Here is a 22,371-nt window from a genome sequence, read left to right as displayed (position 1 = left end):
AGCCCGCTGAAGCTGCTGCGTCCGCTCGTGCACCGAGTCCGCCGGTACTTCAGCGGTTGCGCGGGGACACCAGGCCCGACTCGTACGCGAGCACCACGAGTTGGGCGCGGTCACGGGCGTGGAGCTTGGTCATGGCCCGGTTGACGTGGGTCTTGGCGGTCAGCGGGCTGATCACCATGCGGTCGGCGATCTCGTCGTTGGACAGGCCGCGCGCCACCAGCACGACGGCCTCCCGCTCGCGGTTGGTCAGCCCCTTCACGTCCGCTTGCACGTGGAGCGGTTCGCTCACGTACCGGTCGATCAGCTTGCGGGTGATCGACGGCGCGAGCAGCGCGTCACCACGCGCGGCCACCCGCACGGAGTGCAGGAAGTCCTCCGGCTCGATGTCCTTGACGAGGAACCCGGCGGCACCGGCGCGCAAGGCGTTGAACACGTGCTCGTCGAAGCCGTAGTTGGTCAGGATGACGACGTGCACCCCGGCCAGGGCCGGGTCCTCGGCGATGCGCCGGGTCGCCTCGATGCCGTCCATGACCGGCATCTGGATGTCGATGAGCGCGATGTCCGGCAAGTGCTCCCGGGCGAGCGCCAGCCCCTCCCTCCCGTCGGCGGCCTCGGCCACCACCTCGATGTCGTCCTCGACGTCGAGGAGCGCGCGGAACCCGCTGCGCAGGAGCGGCTGGTCGTCCACCAGCAGGACCCGGATCACGACGTCCGGTCCACGGGGAGTTCGGCGTGCACGGTGAAGCCGCCCTCGCTGCGCGGTTCCGCCCGCAGGCGACCGCCGAGCGCGGTGACCCGCTCGCGCATCCCGAGCAGCCCGACGCCCGGCAGCGCGGTGGTGCCCGGTGTGGCCTTGCCGTCGTCGTCCACCCGGATCGCGAGGGCGTCCGGGCGGTAGTCGATCCGGACGGACGCGGTGGCCGCCGCCGCGTGCCGGGTGATGTTGGTCAGCGACTCCTGGACGATCCGGTAGGCGGTCCGGTCCACCGCGACCGGCACGTCGTGCCGCTGCCCGTCGATCGTCAGCGTCGCGTCCAGGCCGGTCGTGCGGGCGCGTTCGACCAGGTCCGGGACGTGGGCGAGCCCGTGCGGCGGTGTCGTGCCGTCGTCGCGCAGCGCCTCCAGGGTGGCGCGCAGCTCCCGGGTCGCCTCACGACCGGCTTCCTCGATCGCCAGCAGCGCCTCCGGCACCTGTTCACCGCGTTTGCGTGCCAGGTGGACGGCGACACCGGCCTGCAACTTGATGATCGAGATCTGGTGGGTGAGGGAGTCGTGCAGCTCCCGCGCGATGTGCAGCCGCTCCTCGTTGGCACGTCGGCGCGCGGCCTCCTCCTTGGTGCGCTCGGCTTCGTCCGCCCGGCGCTCGGCCTGCCGCAGCGCCTCACCCGCGGCGCCGGCGGCGACCAGCCAGGCGATTTCCAGCGCGCCCCTGGCCCGCACCAGTGCCTCGCCCACGGGCATGTCCTGCGCGAGCACCAGAGCCCCGAACGGCAAGGCCGCCAACGTCATCACGGCCGCCACGACCGTGATGACGTGGTGGCCCGCCCGCACGGAGGCGTACACGGCGAACAGGAACGCGACCGCGGGCACGTCGAAACCGACCGCCTGGTACCCCACCGCGCACAGCCCGGTCACGGCCAGCACCGGCACCGGTGCGTGCCGACGTGCGGCCAGCGCCAGTCCGCTGCCCACCATCAGCGCGTACCCGAGCAGGTCGGCGGGGTGGTCCCCGGACAGCCCGGCGACGAGCAGCGTCGCCGCCACGCCGACGGCGATCGCCCAATCCCGCACACCGGCCGGAACACCGGACCGTCCTGTCCTCATGCGCGCACCGTAACCCGATCCCCCCGAGGGCGACTCCTCCCCGCGGATGACCCCTCGACTACCGCGCACGCAGTACATCCCCGCGCTACCGCACCGCCGGCGGCAGTCGGCTCCGGCACCGGTGGCAGCGCGAAGGGCGTCCGTCCGCCAGACGACCCGCGGCCCACCCGGCGACATGATCAGCCGGCAAGGAAATCGTGGCGGGAAGAGGAGAGAGACATGAGTTCACCAGAGGCCCTGTTCCCCGAGGTGCTCGCCGCAGCGCAGGACGCGGCCCAGAACGCGGCGCAGAACGCCGAGGGCATCGGCACCGGGCGGCTCCTGCCCACGGTCGCCGCGTTGGTGGGGTTGGTCGGCGTGGTCCTGGGCGTGCTCGCCCTGCGCGCCGCCCGCAGTTCCGGTGGCGGTCGGGGCGGAGCCATCGCGGCCGGGGTGGCGGGCCTCGTCGCGCTGGCCGTCGGCGGGCTGCACTACGCCAACTCCGCCGGTGGCTTCGGCACCGGCAACGGGCGGGCCGGCGCCATCGTCGCCATGGTGGTGGGGCTGGCCGGCATGGTGCTGGGCGGGTTGGCGCTGGCCCGTTCCCGCCGTGTGCCCGCCTGATCGAGCGGGAAGGCCGAGCGGGAACGCCGAGCGGACGTGCCGGGAGGGGCGGCTTCCCTCCCGGCACCGGAACGCCCTACCCGGTGATCTTGTAAGCGCGGATCACGGTGTGCTCGAACGTGTTGCCGTCACTGTCCGAACCGGAGGCGCGCAGCGACGCGTAGCCGGCCGCGTGCGGGTGTCGGATCACCGCGGCACCGTCCACGACGGACACCCGCCGCCAGTTCTTCCCGTCGTCGAACGACACGTCGACCCGGACCTCGCGCACCTCGCCGTTGTCCGCGCCGTCCTGCTGCTCCACGGTCAGCGGCACGCTCAGCGGGCGACCGGCGGGCGCGCCACCCGCCGCGTCCAGCTCCGGGGCGAACCGCACCACCGACAGCGGCAGCCTGCGGCCGTGGCCGTCGGGCAGCACGTCCGTCCGGAACGTCCACGCCCCGCTGATCCGGGTGGTCAGGTCGTTGACGTCCGGGTCCCGGACGACGTCGTGCTCCAGCCGGTAGTGGGCCTCCCCCGCCGGCACGCTGAACTCGGCCACCTGGTCGCGGGCCAGGCCGACCAGCCGCCCGTCCCGGTACAGCGAGGTGCGCGCCGACTCGTGGCTCGCCCGGCCCAGGTTGCCGTCGCGGTCGTTGACCAGCGGCACCTGCGCCGTGATGCGGTCCTCGTGCAGGCCGAGGTAGGTGGCCGAGTACCCGGACAGGCCGGGCCCGAGCACCGGGAACAGGAACCGCTCGGAGTAGTCGCCGCCCAGCGCGTACTTGCGGTTGAACGACGAGTAGTCCGCCTCGGTCCGGTACTCCGGCGACTGCCGCGAGTAGGACCAGCCCCAGGTCAGCTGGTCCGGCGTGATGCGGTCGAGCACCGTGCCGCCGGCGGGCACGGGCAGCAGCACCGACCAGCCGCCGGAACCGTCCAGCGGGCTCGCGTTGCCGCTGTGCAGGTGCCGTCGGTCGGCCGGGCCCGGCGCGAAGCTGGTCCGCACCTCGGCCAGCTCGTCCAGGGTGGGCGCGCGGGTGAACCCGTCGGGCACCGCGTGCTCGACCCAGCGGAACCGGTAGTGCACCGGCGTGCCGTCGACCGGCGCGGCCTGGAACTGGGCGCCGATGGAGACGCCAAGCTGGTCCTCGGGCAGGGTCGGGCCGGCGTGACCGATCGACATGCCGTCGAAGCCTGCGAAGAACGCCGTGTTGAGCACGACGCGCCGGCCGTTGAACACCCTGGCGACGTTGATGTCGCTGATCATCGGGAGCGCGGCGGGATCGGGCGCGGCGACGTGGATCGGCCGGGCCGCCGCGGCTTCGAACGTGAACCGCGTGTGGTCGGCGTCGACGGTCATGGCCGGCCTCGCCAGCACTGCGACTTCGGCGCCGGTGCGCACGACGGAACGCGCCATGTACTCGCCCTTGGGCACGCGCGCGGTGGCGGTTCCGTTGGTGCCGTAGACGTTCGTGTAGACGTCGTTGTCCATGCCGACGAGCGCGGTCGTGTGGTCCAGGGCCGGGTTGCCGTCGGCGTCGACGTGCTCGACCGCGATGTCGTAGCTCTCGACCTCGCGGGAGAGGCTGACCGGTGTGCGCGTCGGTCCGCCGACCAGGACGCCGGAGTAGACGCCGTCGAGGCCGCCGACGCTGGTGTCCGCGGTGACGGCCACCGCGGTCGTGCCGCCGGCGGGCACGACGACCCGCGCCGGGGTCACGGTGAGCAGGCCCTCGGGCGCGGCACGGCCGTCAGGACCGCGCAGCTCGGCGGTGAGGTCGAAGGTGACGGGCTCCGTGCCGCTGTTGCGGTAGGTGACGGTCTTGGTGACCGGTGCGTCGTCGTTGTGCGGCCACGGCTGCTCGGCGAACGTGACGCTCACCGGCTCGGCGCCGACGGTCGCGGTGATCGCGCGCGTCAGGTCGACCCGGCCGGCGCCCTGGTCGAACACGCCCGCCCCGGGATTGGGCTTGGCGGAGGCCGTCAACGCGGACTTGAGCTGCGTGCCGTTCCAGTCGGGGTGCTGCTGCGCGAGCAGTGCCGCCGCGCCCGCGACGTGCGGGGTGGCCATCGACGTGCCGGACAGCGACAGGTGCCGCCGGCCGATGGGGGTGCCGATGATCGCCTTGGCGGCCTTCGCCGCGACGATGTTCAGACCGGGCGCGGTGATGTCCGGCTTCACCGCGCCGTCGCCGTTGCGCGGGCCGCGGCTGGAGAAGTGGGCGAGGTCGTCGTCGTGCCGGACCGCGCCGACGGTGAGCGCCGCGTCCGCGCTGCCCGGCGAGTCGATCGACTCGGGCCGCCCGCCGTTGCCCGCCGCGACGACGAACAGGGTGCCGGTCTTCGCCGACAGCTGGTTGACCGCTTCCTCCAGCGGGTCGATGTCCGGTGAGTCGTAGCCGCCGAGGCTGAGGTTGACCACGTCGGCGCCCTCGTCGACCGCCCACTGCATGCCGGCCATCACCCACGACTGGGGGCAGCCGCCGTTCTTGCACACCTTGCCGTCGAGGATTCGCGCGTCCGGTGCCACGCCCCGGTATGTCCGGTTGCCGCTGGCGATGGTCGCCGCGACGTGCGTGCCGTGGCCGTCGAGGTCGGAGCCGTCGGGGTCGTCGGTGAAGTTGCGCGCGGCGATCTCCTTGCCCGCCAGGTCGGGGTGGTCGCCGTCCACGCCGCCGTCGAGCACCGCGACCCGGATGCCCTTGCCCGTCAAGCCGCTCTGCCACGCGGTGGGCGCGCCGATCTGCGCGGTGGAGCGGTCGAGGGTGGGGCGGAGCACGCCGTCGAGCCACACCTTGGTCACGCCGGGGTCGGCGAGCAGGTCCTGGAACGCCGCGCCGGTCTTGGGCGCTTGTGCCGCAACAGCACCGGGTAACGCCCTGGCGGCGTGCAGACCCGTGGTGGGCGCGCCGGTGATGATGAGCGGCACGTGGTCGCTGCGGGCGTCGTCGTAGCCGGCTTCGATCAGGCCGGTCACGTCGAACAGCCGCGGGTCGAGCCTGCCCGCGGCGATGCCCTTGGCCGCGTCCTCCGGGACGACGTGCAGCCGCCCGTCCCGGTGGACCGTGTGGAAGGTCGTCGCCTCGCGGCCGGGACCGGGCTGGAACGCGCCGACCGCCGTGCCGGTCACCACGACCCGGTCTCCGGTGATCAGGGTGACGGTCCGCGGTGGCGCGCCCGTCGGCACCGGTTCCGCACCGGCCACTCCCGTCACCGGTGCGGCGACGAGCCCGGCCGCCAGGACGACGGCGCCCAGGGCTTTACCGCGCTTTCGAGGTCTGGACACAGGGGTTTCCTCCCGATTCGGTGGTGCGCTGTTGATCGCGCGGCCGGGAGGCGCCGCAGACCCGCGGTGGCGGTGTGACCGTAAGTGGCGATGCCCCCCGACGACCTCGACGCTAGCCACCCGTGCGGAGGAGGTCAGCCACTCTTGGAGGGGTGTTCGTCCACCCGAATGCACCACCGGCGGTCGCAGGCGGTGTGCTCGAAACCTTTGCGCTCGAACGAACTGGTCATGATCGGCTTCGGCGCGGGGCCGTGACCGGGGCGGCTGCGCCATCACCGCCGCGCAACGGTGGAAAGCGCCCCGCCGGCCCGCGTCGCCCTGCTTGAATGGCGCGGTGTCGTGGGAGTTGATCGAACGTTGGTCGTGGGTGGCGGGGATCTTCAGCGCGTTCGTGGCGGCCGTGTCGGCGTGGGCGGCGGCCCGTGCGGCCAAGGGCACGGTCCGCGACCTCGCGCTGGTGCTCTCACTGGCGACGGACAAACCCGAGCTGCTGGCGAAGGTGGAGGCCGACGCGCGCAAGCGCGCCGAGGCGGTGCGGCAGCGGATGCGCACGGCCGTGGTGTCGACGGCGTCGGCGTTCGTGCTGATCGCCACGGGTGGTGTGTTCGGGCTCCTCGCGGCGCAGCTGCCCGTCCACGTGAGCGCCGAGGTCGTCGGCGGTGACGCGCCCCGGACCGAGCAGGAGTGCACCAAGGCCGCCGAGGCGTCGATCTGCGCACCGGTGCACGTGTACGAGTTGGCCGCCGGGACGACGGTGGAGACCCGGTTCGCCGTCACCCACCAGCCGGTGGCGCAGCGGGGTGCGGGCGGGCTGACCGTCGAACTGCCCGACTGCGAGGCGGAGGTGCGGTGGCGCGTCTCGGTGGGCGGCGCGGTCGTCGCCGAGGCCGTGTCCCGCGACGACATGGTGCGGGCGGAGTTCCCGGTGGCGGGCGACCAGGAGTACACGTTCACCGCGGAACGCCCGGCCGACGGCGGCTGCCCCACCACCGAGCTGCGGGTGCGCACCGGGGTCTCCTTCGACCGGTGAGACGGGCCTCGCCCGGTTTCCGACCGGCGGGAGCGGGTAGATCACGGGGACGACGCCCGCTGGAGGAACGCCCTGTGATCCCGGACCTCGCCCGATGACCGACCCCGACCACCACACCGCCCGGCAGGGGCCCGACGACGCGCTGCCGCAGAGGGTGGCGGTGGGCGTGCTCGCCGATCCCGGTCTGCCCTCGATCCTCGTCGACCGGCTGTGCGACGTGCTGCCCGAACGCCTCCGCGCCCACGTGGACGACCAGGTCTCCTGGTTCGTCGACCCGATGCACGAGCCGTTCGAGGCGATGCACCCGGACTGCACCCCGCTGGTGGAGAAGGCGCGCGAGCACGTCCGCGACACCGGGTGGGACCTGGTGGTCTGCGTCACCGACCAGCCGATGCCGGACGGCGCCGCGGTCGTCGTCGCCGACATCCACTCGGCCGACCGGGTCGCGGTGATCTCGCTGCCCGCGCTCGGCGGCCGGCACCTGCGCCGCCGGCTGAGCACGGCCGTGGTCGCGATCGTCGCCTACCTCGCCGCACCGCCCGACGACCCCCGCGAGCCGGCCGCGCTCGCCGAACTCCGGCACCGGCTGTCGTCGCGGACGATCCGGGTGGTGGGTCCGGCGGAACCCGGCTCGCCGCACCTCCACGTCGCCCGCCGGCGTGGCCTGCCGCACCTGCTGGCCGGGATGGTCCGGGTCAACCGGCCGTGGCAGCTGCTGCGCGGGCTGTCCACCGCCCTGGCGGGCGCGCTGACCGGTATCGCGTTCGGCGTGCTGTACTCCAGCATCTGGACCCTCGCGGACTCCCTCAGCCCGCTCAGGCTCGCCGGCGTGACCACGGCCGCCGTCGCCACCATGACCGTCTGGATCATCGTGTCGCACGAGCTGTGGGAGCGGAACCGCGGGGGCCGCGATCCCGACGTCCGGCTGCGCAACGCCAGCACGGTCGTCACGGTCGCCGCCGGCAGCGCCGCGTTCTTCGTGGCCATGTTCGCGGTCGCGCTCGCCGCGGTGGCGCTGGTCGTCCCGCCCTCGTACCTGGCCGCCACGCTGGGCCACCCGGTCGGCGTCACGCACTACCTGGTCATCGCGCTGATGGCGAGTGTGCTGGGCGCGATCGCGGGTGCGGTCGGGTCCGGGCTGGAGGACGACATCACCGTCCGTGAAGCGACTTACGGCTACCGCGCGCGGGAACGCCGCGAGATCGTGCTGGAAGGCGCCGAGGACGTCGCCCCGACCCGCGGGCGGTGACGGCGGCAGGCGTCGGGGTGGCCGTCAGCGGGTAGCCGGAGACGCATGGACCCACGTGAGAACGACCCCACCACGCCGGACATGGAGCACGAACCCGATTTCGCCGACGAGCACAGCCGGCCGACGTTCGCGGACGACCAGGCCAACACGCCCAACACGCAGGCGGACGAGTCGACACCCGAAGGCCGCGGTGGTGACGGCGGGATGGACATGACCGGGGACGGTCACTGACCGGACGACCGCTGACGAGACGACGGCTGACGGGACGATCGCTGACGACGCGCTACGGGTAGGCGTGCCACACAGCCTGCACCGCGTCCTGCCGGTCGATCCCGAGCGCCCTGGCACACGTGACGTACTCGGCCGCGGCTCTCGCCAGTGCCGCTGCGACGTCGGCGTCGGTGTCCGGCCGCGGCACGGCGGCGACGACGGTGCCGTTGCGCCTCGCGGTGTGCAGGGTGCCTGCCGTCTCCAGTTCGCGGTAGACGCGCGCCACGGTGCCGACGGCCAGCCCGAGGTCCCGGGCGAGCTGCCGGATCGACGGCAACCGGCTGCCGACCGGGAGTTCGCCGACGCGAATCAGGTGGACGAGCTGGTCGCGCACCTGCCGCCAGGGCGCCACCCCGCTGCCGGGGTCGACGACGATCCGCGTCACGCCGCGTCCCGCACGTACGGGAGCCGGCGGGGCGGGTTCGCCACCCAGATCCAGCCGACGACGGCGACGGCGAACACCGGCAGCCCCAAGAGGTCGGTGAACGAGGTGAGTTCCAGCCAGTCCGGGGCCGGCGGGAAGCCGGGGAGGTCGAGGTTGCGCAGGAGGCCGAGCCGGTTGTTCGCCACCAGGACCATCGAAGCGGTCCAGGCGATGCCGATGCCGACCGCGACCCGGGCACTGCGCGTCCGCAGCGCCGCGTCCACCCCCGGGTCGCCGAACGATCCGCGCCGGACCGCGAGCCGCACCACGCCCAACGCGGCGACCAGTCCCGCGACCGCCCCGGCGAGCGCGAGCAACGACGTCGGGTGGGTGAGCTCGGCGAGGTACTGCGGTGACACGATCGACGTCCCGTTGTCGGCTGATCGCCGGACGCCGTCGGCCGGTATCGACGACGCGATCCGACTCGCCCGCGGTTGGGCGACCAGGCCCGCGACGGCCAGCGCCACGGCGACCGCGCCGAGCGCGACGAGGGTGCCGACCGCCCACCCCGGCACGAGGTCACGCCGGCTCCGACGGGTCAGCGTCGCGATCCGGAGGCCCCGTGCCCGACGCAGGGCCGCAAGGGTTTCCGCGAGCAGCAGTGCGACGATCAGCGCTGCCAGGAAGCGGAGGGCGCCGCCGGAGTCGGTGGGAGGCAGGCCGAGCGCGCGTGCGGCGAGCGCAGTCGCGGCGGGGGCGCCCAGGAACAGCAGCGGGTACAGCAACCGCCGGTCTCGCAGGTACTTCACCGCGAGCGCGCCTTGCCGCTCGTCCGGGTCCGCCACACCCCATCGGCGGAGGAACCGCAGCCCGGTCGACCTGGTGGGCCACAGCACGACCAGCAGTGCGACGCCGATGACGCCGTGCAGCAGTACCGACTCGATCCCAGTCACGGCGCCCCCCGACTTTGTACCACTAGCGTGACACAAAGTCTGCCATGGCGGTCAACTCCCACCACCGCTCCGGGCAGGGTCCGGTCAGCGGCGGACCTTGCGGGGCGTGATCACGGTGGTCAGGCCGTCGAGCACGCGTTCGAGGCCGAAGGCGAACAGCGACTCCAGGTCGACTTCCGCGCCGGGGTCGGTGAGCTGGGCGATCAACCGCCCGTCGGTGGGCCACCGGGCTTCGGCCCACTGCTTGCTGGTCATCCCCGTGTCCAGCTCGGCGCACGCCTCGGCCTCGATGTTCACCGCCGTCCCCCGCACGTAGTTGACCACGGTCGCGTACACGTGCAGTCGGGTGCTCGGGTCCAGCTCGAGGCCGTCCAGCGCCCGCAGGGTCCACAGCCCGTACGCCAACAACCCCGGCAACGTGGCCGGCCGCGTGATGGACACGAGCCGCGGCAGCCAGGGGTGACGCCGGTAGGCCTCCCACTGCAACCGGGCCGCCACCCGCAGGTGGGAACGCCACCCCGGCGGCGGCTCCGGGTACTCGATCTCGGCGAACGCCGCGTCCGCGATGAGCTGGGGGAGTTCGGCGTCGAGGTGCCGGTGGAGGGCCATCGTGGCGACGCCGATCCTGGCCGCCACCGCCCGCGCCGACAGCCCGGCCAGGCCGTCGGCGTCGGCGATCTCCATGGCCGCCCGGACCACCCGCTCGCGGTCGAGACCGCCCACCGCGCGCGAGGGCAGCCTCCGCGCCGCGACCACGGAGCCGACCCGGGACGCGGACTCGATGGCGCCCGCCTGCCTGAGCGTGGCCAGCGCCTTGGTCGCCGTCGCCATCGCGACACCCCACTCGCGCATGATCGCCCTGGTGGTGGGGACGGGATGGCCGGGCGCCAGCTCGCCCTCGGCGATCCGCCGCTCGATGTCGGCGACGATCCGGAGGTACGGCGGTCGCGGGTCGTTCACCACGTCATGCTGCCACGGCTCAGCGGTCGGGCAGCCAGTTGCCGTGCAGGCCCAGCGGCACCCTGGCCGGGAGGTGGACGCGGGCGACCGGCTCGCCGGTGAAGTCCCGCGCCGAGAGGACCACCAGGTCACTGGCGTTGCGCAGCGGGTTGTGGACGTACGTGAGCAGGTAGCCGTCGTCCTCCCCCTGCCCCGCCGCGGCGAACACGGCCTCCCCCACCGCCTCGTCCGCGCCGAACCCGTGCACCTCGGCCGTTCCCCGTTCGAAGTCGTGCTTGACCAGGGCGTTGGTGAACGCGCCGTCCGGCGGCGTGCCCTCGGGCGTGAAGGGAATCCCGTACAGGGCGGTCGCGGCCGAGTAGCCGTACCGGTGCGGGCGGGTGGCGCGTGACTCGTTCAGGCGCGGGAAGTCCTGCGGCCGGTCGTCGACGCGCCGCTGGTCCACCTTGTCCGGCCCGATCGTCCAGCGGTCCAGCACGGGGCGGATCGCGCCGGGGTCGGCGGGGTCGAACGGCCCCTCTGCCGTGACGAGGTCGACCACGACCGAATCGCCGTCGTCGTAGGCGTTGAGCGTGTGGCTGACGTGGACCGGGTCGATGTCGAGCCAGCGCACGTCACCCCCGGCCCGCGGCATGACGCCCACTCGCGTCGGGTGCTCCGGCAGCCACCGGCAGTCGAACCCGTCGAAGCCGAGCGGCGTGTCCCACAGCACCACGTTGTGCTCGGTGAGCGCGAAGTCGTGCATGAACGGCGTGCGCGTCATGGGGATCGAGGTGGTCCGCACGACGCTCCCCCCGACGTCGGTCACGATGTGCTGGACGAACTCTCGGCCCACCATGTACGACAACGAGTGCAGCTCGCCGGTGAGAGGGTCGTGCTTGGCGTGCGCCCCCGCCGTGAACCCGTCGGCGGTGCCGCCCAGGGCGCAGACGCCCACGGTGTCCAGCTCGTCGTCCAGTTCGGCTGGAGGCAGGCCACCCTCGGCCATGGCGAAGGTGCGCCGCGCGTGCTCCAACACGTGCACCATGGGCGCGAAGCCGGGCGTGCGCACGAACCGGTTGCGGTACCACTCGGCCCGGCCGTCGCGCAGCCGCACCCCGTGCACCATCCCCTGCCCCATGCCCCAGATGTGCACGACGGGGTCCTCGACGCCCAGCGGGTTCGGCCCGTTGCGCAGGTAGCGGCCGTTCAGCTCGGCCGGTATCCGCCCGGTGACCGGCAGGTCGAAGGCGGTGACCTCTTCGGTGACGGGCGCGAAAGGCCCTTCCAGGTACTTCATGTGATCACCGTAGGAAGGAGATCACCCACCCCACCGGCTTCGCCGGGAAACGCCGTGGTGTGCACTAGTGCAAGCCGCGCGGGCACCCCGGAAAAGGTGGGGCAACTTGACAGCGGATGGACAATAAAAAATCGGCGTGCTCTCCGCGATCAAATGGAGAATCCGCCGAACCTGGTACCAGATTAGCCGCTGTGAGGGGCATGTGTCAACTCAGGGTTACGAAGACGAATTGCGGTCCGAACGCAGCTACGTGGAGGAGCTCTACCTGAGGCTCGACTCCGAGCGGGCGCGCGTGAAAAGCGCTTACGGCGCGGCGTTGCGGGGCAACGGCGGCACGCCCATGGAACGCGACGACGAGGTGCGCGCGCTGACCAGGGAGGCGAAGCGGCTGGACGTGGCGGACAACGGGCTGTGCTTCGGCCGGTTGGACAGCCTTTCGGGCGAGCATTCGTACATCGGCCGGATCGGTCTTTTCGACGAGGAGAACGGGTACGAGCCGGTACTGCTCGATTGGCGGGCGCCGGCGTCACGCCCGTTCTACGTCGCCACCGCCGCGAACCCGGAGAACATGCGTCGCCGCCGCCAGTTCCACACCCGCGGGCGGCACGTGGCCGATTTCACCGACGAGGTGCTCGGGCGGCCCGGAGGTGACGCGCAGGGCGACGCGGCCCTGCTCGCGGCGGTCAACGCGCCGCGCGGCGCCGGGATGCGCGACATCGTGGCCACGATCCAGGCCGAGCAGGACCGGATCATCCGGCTCGACCACCCCGGCGTGCTGGTGATCGAGGGCGGCCCCGGCACCGGGAAGACCGTGGTGGCGCTGCACCGCGTCGCGTACCTGCTCTACACCCAGCGGGAGCGGATGGAACGGCACGGTGTGCTCGTCATCGGGCCGAACCCGGCGTTCCTCAACCACATCGGCCGCGTGCTGCCGTCGCTGGGCGAGTCCGACGTGGTGTTCATGACCACCGGCGACCTCGTGCCGGGCCTGCGCGCCACCGCCGAGGACACGCCCGAAGCCGCGCGGCTCAAGGGTTCGCTGAAGATCCTCGACGTGCTCCGGGCGGCGATCGCGGACCGCCAGCGGCTGCCCGAGGAGCCGCTGCCGATCGCGCTGTCGGACGTCACGGTGCGGATCGACGCCGGCACCGCCGAGTGGGCGAGGGACGAGGCGCGGACGAGCGGGCTGCCGCACAACGAGGCCCGCGCGGTGTTCACCGAGATCGTCACGTACGTGCTCACCGAACGGGCCATCCCCAGGATCGGCAAGGGCTGGCTGACCCGCGACGACCGCGACGCCTGGGAGCGGATGCGGACGGAGCTGACCAAGGAGCTCGCGCAGGACGACGAGTTCACCGCCGCGCTGGACGAGCTCTGGCCGGTGCTGACCCCGGAATCGCTGTTGGCACCGCTGTACGCGTCCCCCGAGCGGCTGCGGGCCGCGGGCGCCGACCCGGCGCTGCTGCGCGCCGACGGCGACGCCTGGACGGTGTCGGACGTACCGCTGCTGGACGAGCTGGTGGACCTGCTCGGCCGCGACAAGTCGGTCGACGAGGCCGCCGAGCGGAAGCGGAAGGCCGAGGCCGAGTTCGCCGCCGGCGTGCTGGACGGCCTCGCCGCCCGCGAGGACTCGATGGACGACGAGGACCACCTGTACGCCACGGACCTGCTCTTCGCCGAGGACCTGGCGGATCGCGTCCTCGAACGCGACACCCGCGACCTGGTCGAGCGCGCCACCGCCGACCGGGACTGGACGTACCGGCACGTCGTGGTCGACGAGGCGCAGGAACTGTCCGAAATGGACTGGCGGGTGCTGATGCGGCGCTGTCCCGGCCGTTCCTTCACGGTGGTCGGCGATCTCGCCCAACGCCGTTCGGCGGCCGGCGCGACCTCGTGGGACACGATGCTGGACCCGTACGTGCCGGGCCGTTGGGTCTACCGGTCGCTGACGGTGAACTACCGCACCCCGGCCGAGATCATGACGGTCGCCGCCGCGCTGCTCGCCGAGTTCGCCCCCGACGTGCAGCCGCCGGAGTCGGTCCGCGCGTGCGGCGTGCAGCCGTGGTCCCGGCAGGTCGCGGAGGACGGGCTGGCCGCCGCCATCGAGGAGTTCGAGCGGGAGGAAGCCGGTCGCGAGGGCACCAGCGTCGTGATCGGGCCACCGGGTGTGCCGGGCACGGTGCCGGCGTCGGAGACGAAGGGGCTGGAGTTCGACGCCGTCCTGGTCGTGGAACCCGAGCGGATCATCGCCGACGGCCCGCGTGGCGCGGCCGAGCTTTACGTCGCCCTCACCCGTGCCACGCAACGGCTCGGCGTCCTGCACCACGGCCCGCTGCCGCAGGCGCTGACCGGGCTCACCGAGGCCGGGACGTCCGTTCCCGCCGGGAGTCGGCGGTAGGGCAATGGCGATGCGCGAGCGGCCGGCCCCGCCCCGAGGTCCGGCCGCACGAGCCGCGCACGGGCGTCAGCTCGTCATCGGGTAGCCGATCGCGGTGATGTCGGCGGCGACGGCGGCGAGGGTCGTGGCGGGGTTGAGTGCGGCCACGGTGTCGGCGGTCAACGGCCTGCCGGCGTAGACGTGGCGCACGGCGTCCAGGTCGACGGGCATCTCGTAGTAGTCCTGGGCCCAGTCCTGGTACGCCTCGGGCGTGCCGTCGGTCAGCAGGCGGAACAGCCAGTCGGCACCGTCTCCTGCTGGCGGGAACTCGATGTCCCCGTGCCGCCAGGCGTCGTCCGCGTGCTCACGCCACATGCAGGCCGTGACGCACTGCGTGCCGTCCTCGTCGCCGAACGCCGGTTCCGCCACGCAGTCCCGGAACCCCTCGGGCACCGAGTCGACGACACCGGGCCAGGGTTCGCTGTCGTCGCCGGCGTAGGGGCTCATCGGCGACTCGTGGTCGAAGCCCCGCACGTACGCCCCCGCGGCCGTGAACACGATGTCGTACTCGTCGCCCGAACCGTTCCGCATGGACGCCGACTCCTCGCCGGGCCCCCACTCGGCGCTGTAGGAGTGGTGGGGATCGGCGGAATCGGGGTGCAACACGACATCCAGCACGGCGAGCGCACGGCACAGGCCGCGCAGTTCCGGGATGGCCGGCAGGCGGAGGGCGACGTCGTACACGGTCATGGGCGACATGATGCACGGCCCCGACCGGAGGGTGCTCCGGCCGGCTCGTGGCGGCCCGGCCGGAGCGGTGGCGCCTACCGCGGCCGGTAGGTGATCTTCGGCCGGGGAGGCGTCGCCATGCCCGCGCCGATGAAGTAGTCGACGTGGTTGGACTGGATGTAGCCCTTGAGGGTCATGGCGTTGCGGTAGGCGGGGTTGTGGGCCAGGGTGTAGAGCCTGGTGCTGCTGGGTCGGTCGGTGGTGAAGATGATGAGCTCGTCGAAGCTGCCGTTGGTGTAGAGGACTTCTTCGCGCCAGTCGCCGAGGATGTCGCCCTGCAGCACGGGTGAGTTGCCCTGGGCGGCGTCGACCGCGCCGTACTGGGAGGTCGTGAGCAGGCGTGGCGTCCCGTTGGTGGGGGTGGGGTTGTTCGGGTCCCACTCCTCGAACTTGCCGTCGTTGAGCAGTTCCATGGTGGTGTCGCCGTCCCAGTGCAGGCCCAGTTGCGGCCAGGGCTGCAGCGAGGTGTCGGACTGGGTGAGCCGGTTGGCGGGTGCGTTGTAGAGGCCGTTGAACGACCAGACCTCCATGCCGGGGTGGCGCGGGTCGACGTCGCCGACCATGCCGCGGCCCACGTCGACCACGTCGGAACCGCTGTGCCGCCAGATGATGCTGCCGTTGGCGGCGCTGTAGTAGTACTCGCGCAGGCCGCTGGGGTTGTTCTGCTGGACGCCGTAGCCCTCCAGGCCGGGCCGGGCGGGGTCGATGTCGGTGATGTGGAACCGGTCGCCGTGCACCACGCCCTGGCTGCCCAGCGAGTAGCGCAGGGTGCCGTTGCCGTTGAGCACGAACCCGATCTCGACGACCTCGTCGCGGCCGTCGCCGTCGACGTCGACGATGCGGGTGTTGTGGCCGTCGGGCAGATTCTGGTTGCCGCGCAGGAATTTCCACTGCAGGCTGAGCGCGCTGCCGGTGAACCGCCATGCGGTGAACATGAGGTTGAAGTCGCCGCTGCCGATGCGGTTCTTCATGAACGCGACCAGGCTCGGGTTGACGCCGTCGAGGTAGCCGACGCCGAAGCGGGCGTACATCGGGCCGTCGGCCAGGTAGTCGGTCGGCACGGGGGCGGTGGCGCGGGGCGCGCCGGTCATGCCGTCGAGGATGGCGATGAACTGGCGGTTGTCGTCGCTGTCGGTGAACCTGGCGCCGTTGCCGAAGACGACGCCGTCGGCGATGCGCACGGCGACCTCGGCGCGGCCGTCGCCGTCGAGGTCCTGGACGGTGACGCCGTCGTTGTGGCCGACGTCGATCGTGGCCGAACCACCCTCGATGTTGTTCTGGTCGGTGCTGTTGGGGCCCATGTCGACCTGCCAGAGGAACCGGCCGTCGGCGCGGTAGGCCTCGATCTTCTGCGGCGAGGTCTGCCGGTCCAGCACGTAGTCGTACTCGCCGTCGCCGTCGAGGTCGCCGGCCCAGAGGAACTTCACCGCGCCGCCCGCGCGCAGCGGCACCCGCACCACCGGCTCGGTCGCGGCGTTGGCGCGCAGCGTGAAGGCGCCGCTGGGTGCCTGCTCGGCGCCGCCGACCACCGGCCGGACCCGGTAGCTGGTAAACTGCGACAGGTTCGCCGTCGAGTCGACGTAGTTGGTGCCGCCGGTCAGCACGGACGGGTTGAGCTTGACCTCGGCACCGCCACCGGTGGACCGGTAGACGTTGAAGCCGATGCCGTTCGGGTCCAACCCGAGCAGCCGCCAGGAGACCAGCACCTGGTTGCCACCCGACCGCACGGCCACCACGCCACGGCCCAGGCTCTCCATCTTCCTGGCCGTCGGGTCGCCGCCGTCGGCGGTGGTGGCGTCCAGGTAGTCGATGTTGGCCAACCCGCCGGTGGTGGTCGCCGACAGCCGGACGGTGTTGCTGCCGGCGTTCACCGGCACGGTCACCGTCCTGGTGGCCCAGGCGTTCCACCCGCCGGTGTTGTCGAACGCCACGGCCCGGTGCGCCGCCGTGCCGTTCACGCTGATGTCGGCGGGTCGGCCGACGGCGTTGCCGTTGGCGTAGCGGAGGTCCAGGGTCGCGGTGCCCGCGGTGGCCGCGGTGACCGTGAACTGCGCCGCGGCCCCGACGGCGCCGTTGCTGTCGCAGAACCCGCTGCCCGAGTAGCCCGAGTGGTTCGACGCGATGGCGCCGTCACAGGTGGCCGGCGCGGTTTCCGCCTCGTACCGGGCGGTCGCCGCCTGCACGGCCGGCGTGAACACCCCTGCCGTGGCGGTGGAGGCCAAGACCGCCGCCACAGCCGCGAAGACGGACGTCTTTGTCAGTCGTTTCATCACTGCCCCTCAGCAGGCCGAGGCGGCTTTCACCTCGGCACCCGACACTTGGTGGCGGCGGTGCCCTTAACCATGTAAACGTTTACCATGGTGAGCGCAGAGAACCAGTACTTGGCGACCACTGTCAAGCCATAGAAACGCATGTGAGCCCAGGATGCGCATGCAAACGGTTTAACTTGTCGGGCTGCGGGCGTCAGAGCTTCACAGATCACCCGAGTTTGTGGAGAATCCTTGACGAACCATCCTCGGCGCCCAGGGAGTCCCGATGCCCAGACCGCGATCGTTCGCCCTCGTGCTGGCCGCCGCCCTGGTGACCGCGGTTCCGGCCGCCGACCTGGCCACCGGCGCGTCGGCACAGGCCCAGGACACCCTCCACCAGGACCTCAGCGCGATCCTCGCCGCTCCCGGGCTCAAAGGTGCCGACGTGGGGCTCGTGGTCCGCCACGCCGACACCGGTGATGTCCTGTTCTCCCGCGAGAGCGACCGGCGCGGCCAACCGGCGTCCAACGGCAAGCTGATCAGCTCGGCCGCGGTGCTCGACATCCTCGGTCCCGACCACCGGTTCACCACCAGCGTGTCGGCGGTCGGCCGCACGAACGCCGGTGTGCTGGCCGGCGACCTGCACCTGCGCGGAACCGGTGACCCGACGATCCTCGCCGCCGACTACGACGCGCTGGCCGCCGAGGTCGCCGGCAGCGGGATCAACCTGGTCCGCGGCAGGCTCGTCGCCGACGACACGTGGTTCGACTCCGTGCGCCTTGGCACCGGCTGGGCCTGGGACGACGAGCCGTACTACTACAACGCCCAGATCTCGGCGCTGACCGTCTCACCCGACACCGACTACGACGCCGGGTCGATCATCGTGCGGGTCGCGCCGGGTGCGGCCGGCGCACCGGCGACGGTGACCACCGAGCCGCCGACGGGTTACGTCACCATCGCCAACACCGCCGTGACCGGCGCGCCCGGTTCGGCGTCCAGCGTGTCCGTCGAGCGGCAGCACGGCACGAACGTGATCACCGTGCGCGGTGCCATCCCCGCAGGGGGTGCGGTCGAGAACGAGTGGAGCACCGTCTGGGAGCCGACCGGACTGGTCACGTCCCTGTTCCACGACGCGCTGGAGCGGCACGGGGTCCGCGTGCTCGGCGGCACGGGAGTCGGCGCGACACCGGCGGACGCCAGGGTCCTGGGTGAGCACCGGTCGATGCCGCTGTCGCGGTTGATGGTGCCGTTCATGAAGCTCAGCAACAACATGCACGCCGAGATCCTGGTGAAGACCGCGGGCCGGGCCGTGTTCGGCGAAGGCAGTTGGGGCGCCGGGCTGCGGGCGATCTCGGCGCGGCTCGGCGGGCTCGGCATGGACCCGGCGGTGATCTCGCTGAGGGACGGTTCCGGTCTGTCCAGGATGGACCAGGTCGCGCCCGGCCAGGTGACGGGGCTGCTGCTCGCGGCCAAGGGCAAGCCGTGGTTCCAGGCCTGGTACGACTCGCTGCCCGTCGCCGGGGTGAGCGACCGGATGACCGGCGGCACCCTGCGCAACCGGATGCGCGGCACACCGGCCGAGGGCAACGTGCGGGCCAAGACCGGCACGTTGACCGGCGTGAGCGCGCTGTCCGGCTACGTGACCACCGCCGACGGTGTCCCGCTGGTGTTCTCCATGATCAGCAACAACACGCTGACCTCCGCGAAACCGCTGGAGGACGCGGTCGCCGTCCGGCTGGCGGGCCACCGGACCGGGCAGACCCCGACCGGCGCCCACGTCGTTCCCGCGCCGGCCGACCACCAGGCGCGTCAGGGCGGCGACGTCCGGGTCGAGCTGGAGTGCAGCTGGACCAAGTCGTGCTGATCCCGTCGGCACGTCACGTCTGCGGCCACATCGAGTAGGCGAGGTTGTCCTCGTCCGCGCACACGACCTGGGGCATCGCCGGTTCGGCGACCTGGTTGCACGTCATCGTGCCGATCACCAGCGGCGGCAGCCCCGGCGTCGGGTCGCGGCGCTGGGCGTAGTAGTCGAACAGGACGGCGGCGGCCTGGTCGCACGTCAGCCGGCCCGATGGCGTTTCCACGACGACCGCGAGCATCGGCTTGCCCAGGGCGCCGGCGAACGGCTCCTCGCAGTACTGGGCCGGTGCGCCTTCGTCGATCGTCGGCAACGGCTCGGGCTCCGACTCGGGCGTCGGCTCGTCCTCAGCCGTGGTGGTCGTGGCCTTGGCGGTCGTGGTCGCGGTGGTCGCGGTCCCCGAGCCCGACCCGGAGCCGGTCACGGTGGTCGAGCAGCCCGTGACCAGGCCGAGGACCGCGACGAGGGCGACCGTCGGCGCCGTGGCCCGGTTCAGCAAGGTTCGCATGATCCCTCAGACGTACGGAGAAGCCCGCGGTTCCCGGCGAACCTGTACAAGGGAATCATGCGCCGTCTCACGTTACTCACCGCACTGACGCTCGCCGTGACCGCTTCGCCCGCGGCTGCCGCCACTTCGACTTCGCTGCACCTGCCCGCGCCGACCGGCCGCCACCCGGTCGGCGCGACGTCGTTCCACCTGACGGACACCTCGCGGCCCGACCCGTGGGTGCCGGCGCGGCAGCGGGAGCTGATGGTCTCGCTGTTCTACCCGGCGGCTTCGGCGCGTGGACCGGTGAAGCAGTACATGACACCGACCGAATCCGCCGCCGTGCTGGAGGAGGGCGGCATCACGACGGTGCCGCCCGACGTGCTGAGCACGGCCCGGACCAACGCCGTGGTCGACGCGCGTCCGATCGCCGGCAAGCGGCACAGCCTGCCGCTGGTCGTGCTGTCCCCCGGCTTCAAGAGGCCACGCGCCACGCTGAGCACGCTCGCCGAAGACCTGGCGAGCCACGGTTACGCCGTCGTGGTCATCGACCACACCTACGAGAACGTCGCCACGACGTTCCCCGACGGGCGGGTCACCACCTGTGAAGCCTGCGGTTCCTACGACCCGGAGTTCTGGCAGAAGCTGGAGCGCGGCCGGGCGGCGGACGTGTCCTTCGTGCTGGACCAGCTGACCGGGCCGCTGCGCCACCGGCGCGGTGCGAACCTGGTCGACGCGTCGAGGATCGCCATGGGCGGCCACTCGGTGGGCGGGTCGAGCAGCCTCGCCGCGCTGCGCGCCGATCACCGCCTGCTGGCCGGGATCGACGTCGACGGCAGCATCAACACCCCGATCCCCGACCCCGGGCTGTCGCGCCCGTTCATGCTCCTGGGGCGGCAGAGCGCCTACGCCCCCGGCACGCCCGGCGGCGCCAAGTCCTGGGAGGACAACTGGCCGCTGCTGACCGGGTGGAAGCGCTGGCTGGTCGTCGCGGGCATGGCGCACCCGTCGTTCACCGACATCGGGGTGCTGGGTGCGCAGCTCGGCCTCGACTTCGGCGCGGACGTCGGCGGGGAACGCGGCGCGGCGATCACCCGCGCCTACGTCAGGGCGTTCTTCGACCTGCACCTGCGCGGCGAGCCGCAGCCGTTGCTGGAGGGCGCGTCGGCGAGCTACCCCGAGGTGGTCATCGTGGAACCGTCGAGCTGACGACGGGATCACCCGCCGCACCGAGTGGTCCCTCGGCGCGGCGGGTGATCTCGTCGGCCGCCGAACGGTCCGCCCGCCTCATTCCGAGGCGGGGATGCGGATTCCCTCCCAGACGAGCCTGCGTTCCCGCTGCGGGTCGACCTCGACCCGTGACGGGTGGTCGATGATGCGGGTGTTGCGCTGCTCCACCGTGTAGTCCGGCCAGGATTCGAGCGTCCGGCCGGTGCGGGCGAAGGTGGTCCAGTTGTCCTGGAACTCGTCCTGCACGGCGCGGAACCCCTGCCGGCCGCCCGCCAGCGTCAACAGCCGTCCGGGCACGCTGTCGACACCGCCGAAGATCGCCAGCAGCTCCAGCCCGTGCAGCGCCCTCAACCCGAGCAGGTGCAACGCGCGCGGGGCGAAGTCGAGGCGGTAGCCGAACGTGGGCGCCGTGCCGCTGTGCCCCTCGAGCACCGCCTGCAACGGCCGCCACAGCACGAAGTCCGTACTGACGTCCACGGCCGCCGCCCGCTTCGGGTAGCCGGGGTAGGCCGCGACCACCCGCTCGTAGTCGGCGCCGCACCGCTCCAGCGCGGCCCGCAGCGCCGGCTCGCTGGTCGGCACCGTCGGGTCGAACTGGAACAGCGTGCACTCGTCGCGGTTGCTGCCGGCGATCAGCGGCACCGCCTGCGCCCGCCCCGCGGCGAGGACGTCCAACGGGTCCTCCGGCAGGAAGTCGCCGTCGACGACCACCGCCACCGGGAACGTGCCGGGGTAGTCCCGCAGCACGTCCAGCAGCGCCCGGTGGGCGGCTTCGCAGAGGTCCTGCGCACCCGCCGTGGCCAACGCCCGTGCCGCCGCATCGGGGGCGACGTCGAGCTTGCCGAGGACCCGGCGGGCGAACCGCCGGGCCTCCTCCACGTCGACGGCCGCCCAGTCCGCGGCCGAGCTCTGCGCGATCGCGCGGTGGAACAGCCCGGCCGCGGACGGTGTGGTCATCAGCGTCAGCACCGCGTCCGCGCCCGACGACTCGCCGAAGACCGTGACGTTGTCCGGGTCACCGCCGAACGCCGAGATGTTGCGCCGCACCCACTGCAACGCCGCCACCTGGTCCCGCAGGCCGAGGTTCGACTCGATGGGCCGGTCGGCGGTGGAGAACTCGGTGAAGTCGACGTACCCGAACGCGCCCAGCCGGTAGTTGAGCGTCACCACGACCACGTCGCCGCGCACCGCCAGCGAGTCGCCCGGGTACCGGGACGCGGTGTCGGAGACGTAACTGCCGCCGTGGATGAAGACCATCACCGGCCGGGGCCTCGTCGAGGGTTCCGGCGGCGTGGTCACGTTCAGGGTCAGGCAGTCCTCGTCGGTCCGGCGCAGGCCCACCATCGGGTTGCGGCGCTGGACGGCCGGGAACCCGAACTCGGTGGCATCACGCACACCCACCCACGGCCGCACCGGCTGAGGAGCCCGGAACCGCAGCTCCCCGACCGGCGCAGCCGCGTACGGGATCGACCGCCACCGCAGCGCGCGCGAGCCCTGACAACCACGGACGACGCCGTCCGCGATCTCGACGTCAGTCGTGATCATCCTGTCCCCTTCGTCCCGAACACCGGTGAACCCAGTGGG

Annotated in this window: 18 protein-coding genes; 7 read left to right on the top strand and 11 right to left on the bottom strand. The window is 72.5% G+C overall.

Annotated features, from left to right (window positions below; genetic code table 11):
* Nucleotides 1-49: 49 nt before the first annotated feature.
* On the bottom strand, nucleotides 50-706 hold the full coding sequence (locus OQ02_RS31130) for a response regulator (protein WP_033442200.1): 657 nt from the start codon (nucleotides 704-706) through the stop codon (nucleotides 50-52).
* Nucleotides 703-1,824: a sensor histidine kinase gene (locus tag OQ02_RS31125; protein WP_033442199.1), complete on the bottom strand. Its 1,122-nt coding sequence runs from the start codon at nucleotides 1,822-1,824 to the stop codon at nucleotides 703-705. The genes OQ02_RS31130 and OQ02_RS31125 overlap by 4 nt, the downstream gene beginning before the upstream one ends.
* Before the next feature lie 219 nt (nucleotides 1,825-2,043).
* Between OQ02_RS31125 and OQ02_RS31120 the strand changes: the two genes are divergently transcribed.
* Complete coding sequence (locus OQ02_RS31120) at nucleotides 2,044-2,427, top strand: DUF6223 family protein (protein ID WP_033442198.1); 384 nt, start codon at nucleotides 2,044-2,046, stop codon at nucleotides 2,425-2,427.
* Nucleotides 2,428-2,503: 76 nt separating this feature from the next.
* Here OQ02_RS31120 and OQ02_RS31115 read toward each other — a convergent pair whose 3' ends face one another.
* The gene (locus OQ02_RS31115) at nucleotides 2,504-5,692 is read right to left on the bottom strand and encodes a S8 family serine peptidase (RefSeq protein WP_081916064.1); all 3,189 of its coding nucleotides are present in this window, start codon (nucleotides 5,690-5,692) and stop codon (nucleotides 2,504-2,506) included.
* A gap of 334 nt (nucleotides 5,693-6,026) precedes the next feature.
* Between OQ02_RS31115 and OQ02_RS44295 the strand changes: the two genes are divergently transcribed.
* From OQ02_RS44295 to OQ02_RS31100, 3 genes are all read left to right on the top strand, one after another.
* Nucleotides 6,027-6,722 carry a hypothetical protein gene (locus OQ02_RS44295; RefSeq protein ID WP_033442197.1) on the top strand — a complete coding sequence of 232 codons (696 nt, stop codon included), beginning with the start codon at nucleotides 6,027-6,029 and terminating at the stop codon, nucleotides 6,720-6,722.
* A gap of 94 nt (nucleotides 6,723-6,816) precedes the next feature.
* Nucleotides 6,817-7,971: a hypothetical protein gene (locus OQ02_RS31105; protein WP_051773005.1), complete on the top strand. Its 1,155-nt coding sequence runs from the start codon at nucleotides 6,817-6,819 to the stop codon at nucleotides 7,969-7,971.
* Nucleotides 7,972-8,016: 45 nt separating this feature from the next.
* Nucleotides 8,017-8,202 (top strand): hypothetical protein, encoded by a 186-nt coding sequence (locus OQ02_RS31100; RefSeq protein WP_033442196.1) that lies wholly within the window; start codon nucleotides 8,017-8,019, stop codon nucleotides 8,200-8,202.
* Nucleotides 8,203-8,254: 52 nt separating this feature from the next.
* On the opposite strand, the gene OQ02_RS31095 is transcribed toward OQ02_RS31100, so the two are convergent.
* The 4 genes from OQ02_RS31095 to OQ02_RS31080 form a co-directional block, all read right to left on the bottom strand.
* Nucleotides 8,255-8,626 (bottom strand): GntR family transcriptional regulator, encoded by a 372-nt coding sequence (locus OQ02_RS31095; protein WP_033442195.1) that lies wholly within the window; start codon nucleotides 8,624-8,626, stop codon nucleotides 8,255-8,257.
* Entirely contained in the window at nucleotides 8,623-9,558 is a 936-nt protein-coding gene (locus OQ02_RS40340; RefSeq protein ID WP_037329707.1) for a hypothetical protein, read from the bottom strand. Before OQ02_RS40340 ends, OQ02_RS31095 begins: the two co-directional genes overlap by 4 nt.
* An 84-nt stretch (nucleotides 9,559-9,642) precedes the next feature.
* Nucleotides 9,643-10,518: a GntR family transcriptional regulator gene (locus tag OQ02_RS31085; protein WP_033442227.1), complete on the bottom strand. Its 876-nt coding sequence runs from the start codon at nucleotides 10,516-10,518 to the stop codon at nucleotides 9,643-9,645.
* Nucleotides 10,519-10,537: 19 nt separating this feature from the next.
* Nucleotides 10,538-11,797 (bottom strand): carotenoid oxygenase family protein, encoded by a 1,260-nt coding sequence (locus OQ02_RS31080; protein ID WP_033442194.1) that lies wholly within the window; start codon nucleotides 11,795-11,797, stop codon nucleotides 10,538-10,540.
* A gap of 202 nt (nucleotides 11,798-11,999) precedes the next feature.
* Here OQ02_RS31080 and helR point away from each other — a divergent pair, with 202 nt between their 5' ends.
* Nucleotides 12,000-14,195: an RNA polymerase recycling motor ATPase HelR gene (gene helR / locus OQ02_RS31075; protein ID WP_197043576.1), complete on the top strand. Its 2,196-nt coding sequence runs from the start codon at nucleotides 12,000-12,002 to the stop codon at nucleotides 14,193-14,195.
* Nucleotides 14,196-14,261: 66 nt separating this feature from the next.
* On the opposite strand, the gene OQ02_RS31070 is transcribed toward helR, so the two are convergent.
* Both OQ02_RS31070 and OQ02_RS31065 read right to left on the bottom strand, forming a co-directional pair.
* The gene (locus tag OQ02_RS31070; RefSeq protein ID WP_033442192.1) at nucleotides 14,262-14,924 is read right to left on the bottom strand and encodes a hypothetical protein; all 663 of its coding nucleotides are present in this window, start codon (nucleotides 14,922-14,924) and stop codon (nucleotides 14,262-14,264) included.
* A 74-nt stretch (nucleotides 14,925-14,998) separates the two neighbouring features.
* Complete coding sequence (locus OQ02_RS31065) at nucleotides 14,999-17,233, bottom strand: rhamnogalacturonan lyase family protein (RefSeq protein WP_156077417.1); 2,235 nt, start codon at nucleotides 17,231-17,233, stop codon at nucleotides 14,999-15,001.
* A gap of 265 nt (nucleotides 17,234-17,498) precedes the next feature.
* On the opposite strand from OQ02_RS31065, the gene dacB reads away from it, so the two are divergent.
* Nucleotides 17,499-19,076, top strand: a complete 1,578-nt coding sequence (gene dacB / locus OQ02_RS31060) for a D-alanyl-D-alanine carboxypeptidase/D-alanyl-D-alanine endopeptidase (RefSeq protein WP_033442191.1) — start codon at nucleotides 17,499-17,501, stop codon at nucleotides 19,074-19,076.
* 13 nt (nucleotides 19,077-19,089) lie between these two features.
* Here the strand turns inward: dacB and OQ02_RS31055 are convergent, their stop codons facing one another.
* Nucleotides 19,090-19,578 carry a hypothetical protein gene (locus OQ02_RS31055; protein WP_033442190.1) on the bottom strand — a complete coding sequence of 163 codons (489 nt, stop codon included), beginning with the start codon at nucleotides 19,576-19,578 and terminating at the stop codon, nucleotides 19,090-19,092.
* A gap of 57 nt (nucleotides 19,579-19,635) precedes the next feature.
* Here OQ02_RS31055 and OQ02_RS31050 point away from each other — a divergent pair, with 57 nt between their 5' ends.
* Nucleotides 19,636-20,766, top strand: coding sequence for an alpha/beta hydrolase family protein (locus OQ02_RS31050; RefSeq protein ID WP_033442189.1), 1,131 nt, complete (start codon nucleotides 19,636-19,638; stop codon nucleotides 20,764-20,766).
* 78 nt (nucleotides 20,767-20,844) lie between these two features.
* On the opposite strand, the gene OQ02_RS31045 is transcribed toward OQ02_RS31050, so the two are convergent.
* Nucleotides 20,845-22,332, bottom strand: a complete 1,488-nt coding sequence (locus OQ02_RS31045; RefSeq protein ID WP_033442188.1) for a carboxylesterase/lipase family protein — start codon at nucleotides 22,330-22,332, stop codon at nucleotides 20,845-20,847.
* Nucleotides 22,333-22,371 lie beyond the last annotated feature (39 nt).

Source organism: Saccharothrix sp. NRRL B-16314, from assembly GCF_000716595.1.
Lineage (GTDB): Bacteria > Actinomycetota > Actinomycetes > Mycobacteriales > Pseudonocardiaceae > Actinosynnema.
The sequence above is the reverse complement of the archived record's forward strand: the minus strand, read 5'-3'. Positions and strand labels throughout refer to the sequence as shown.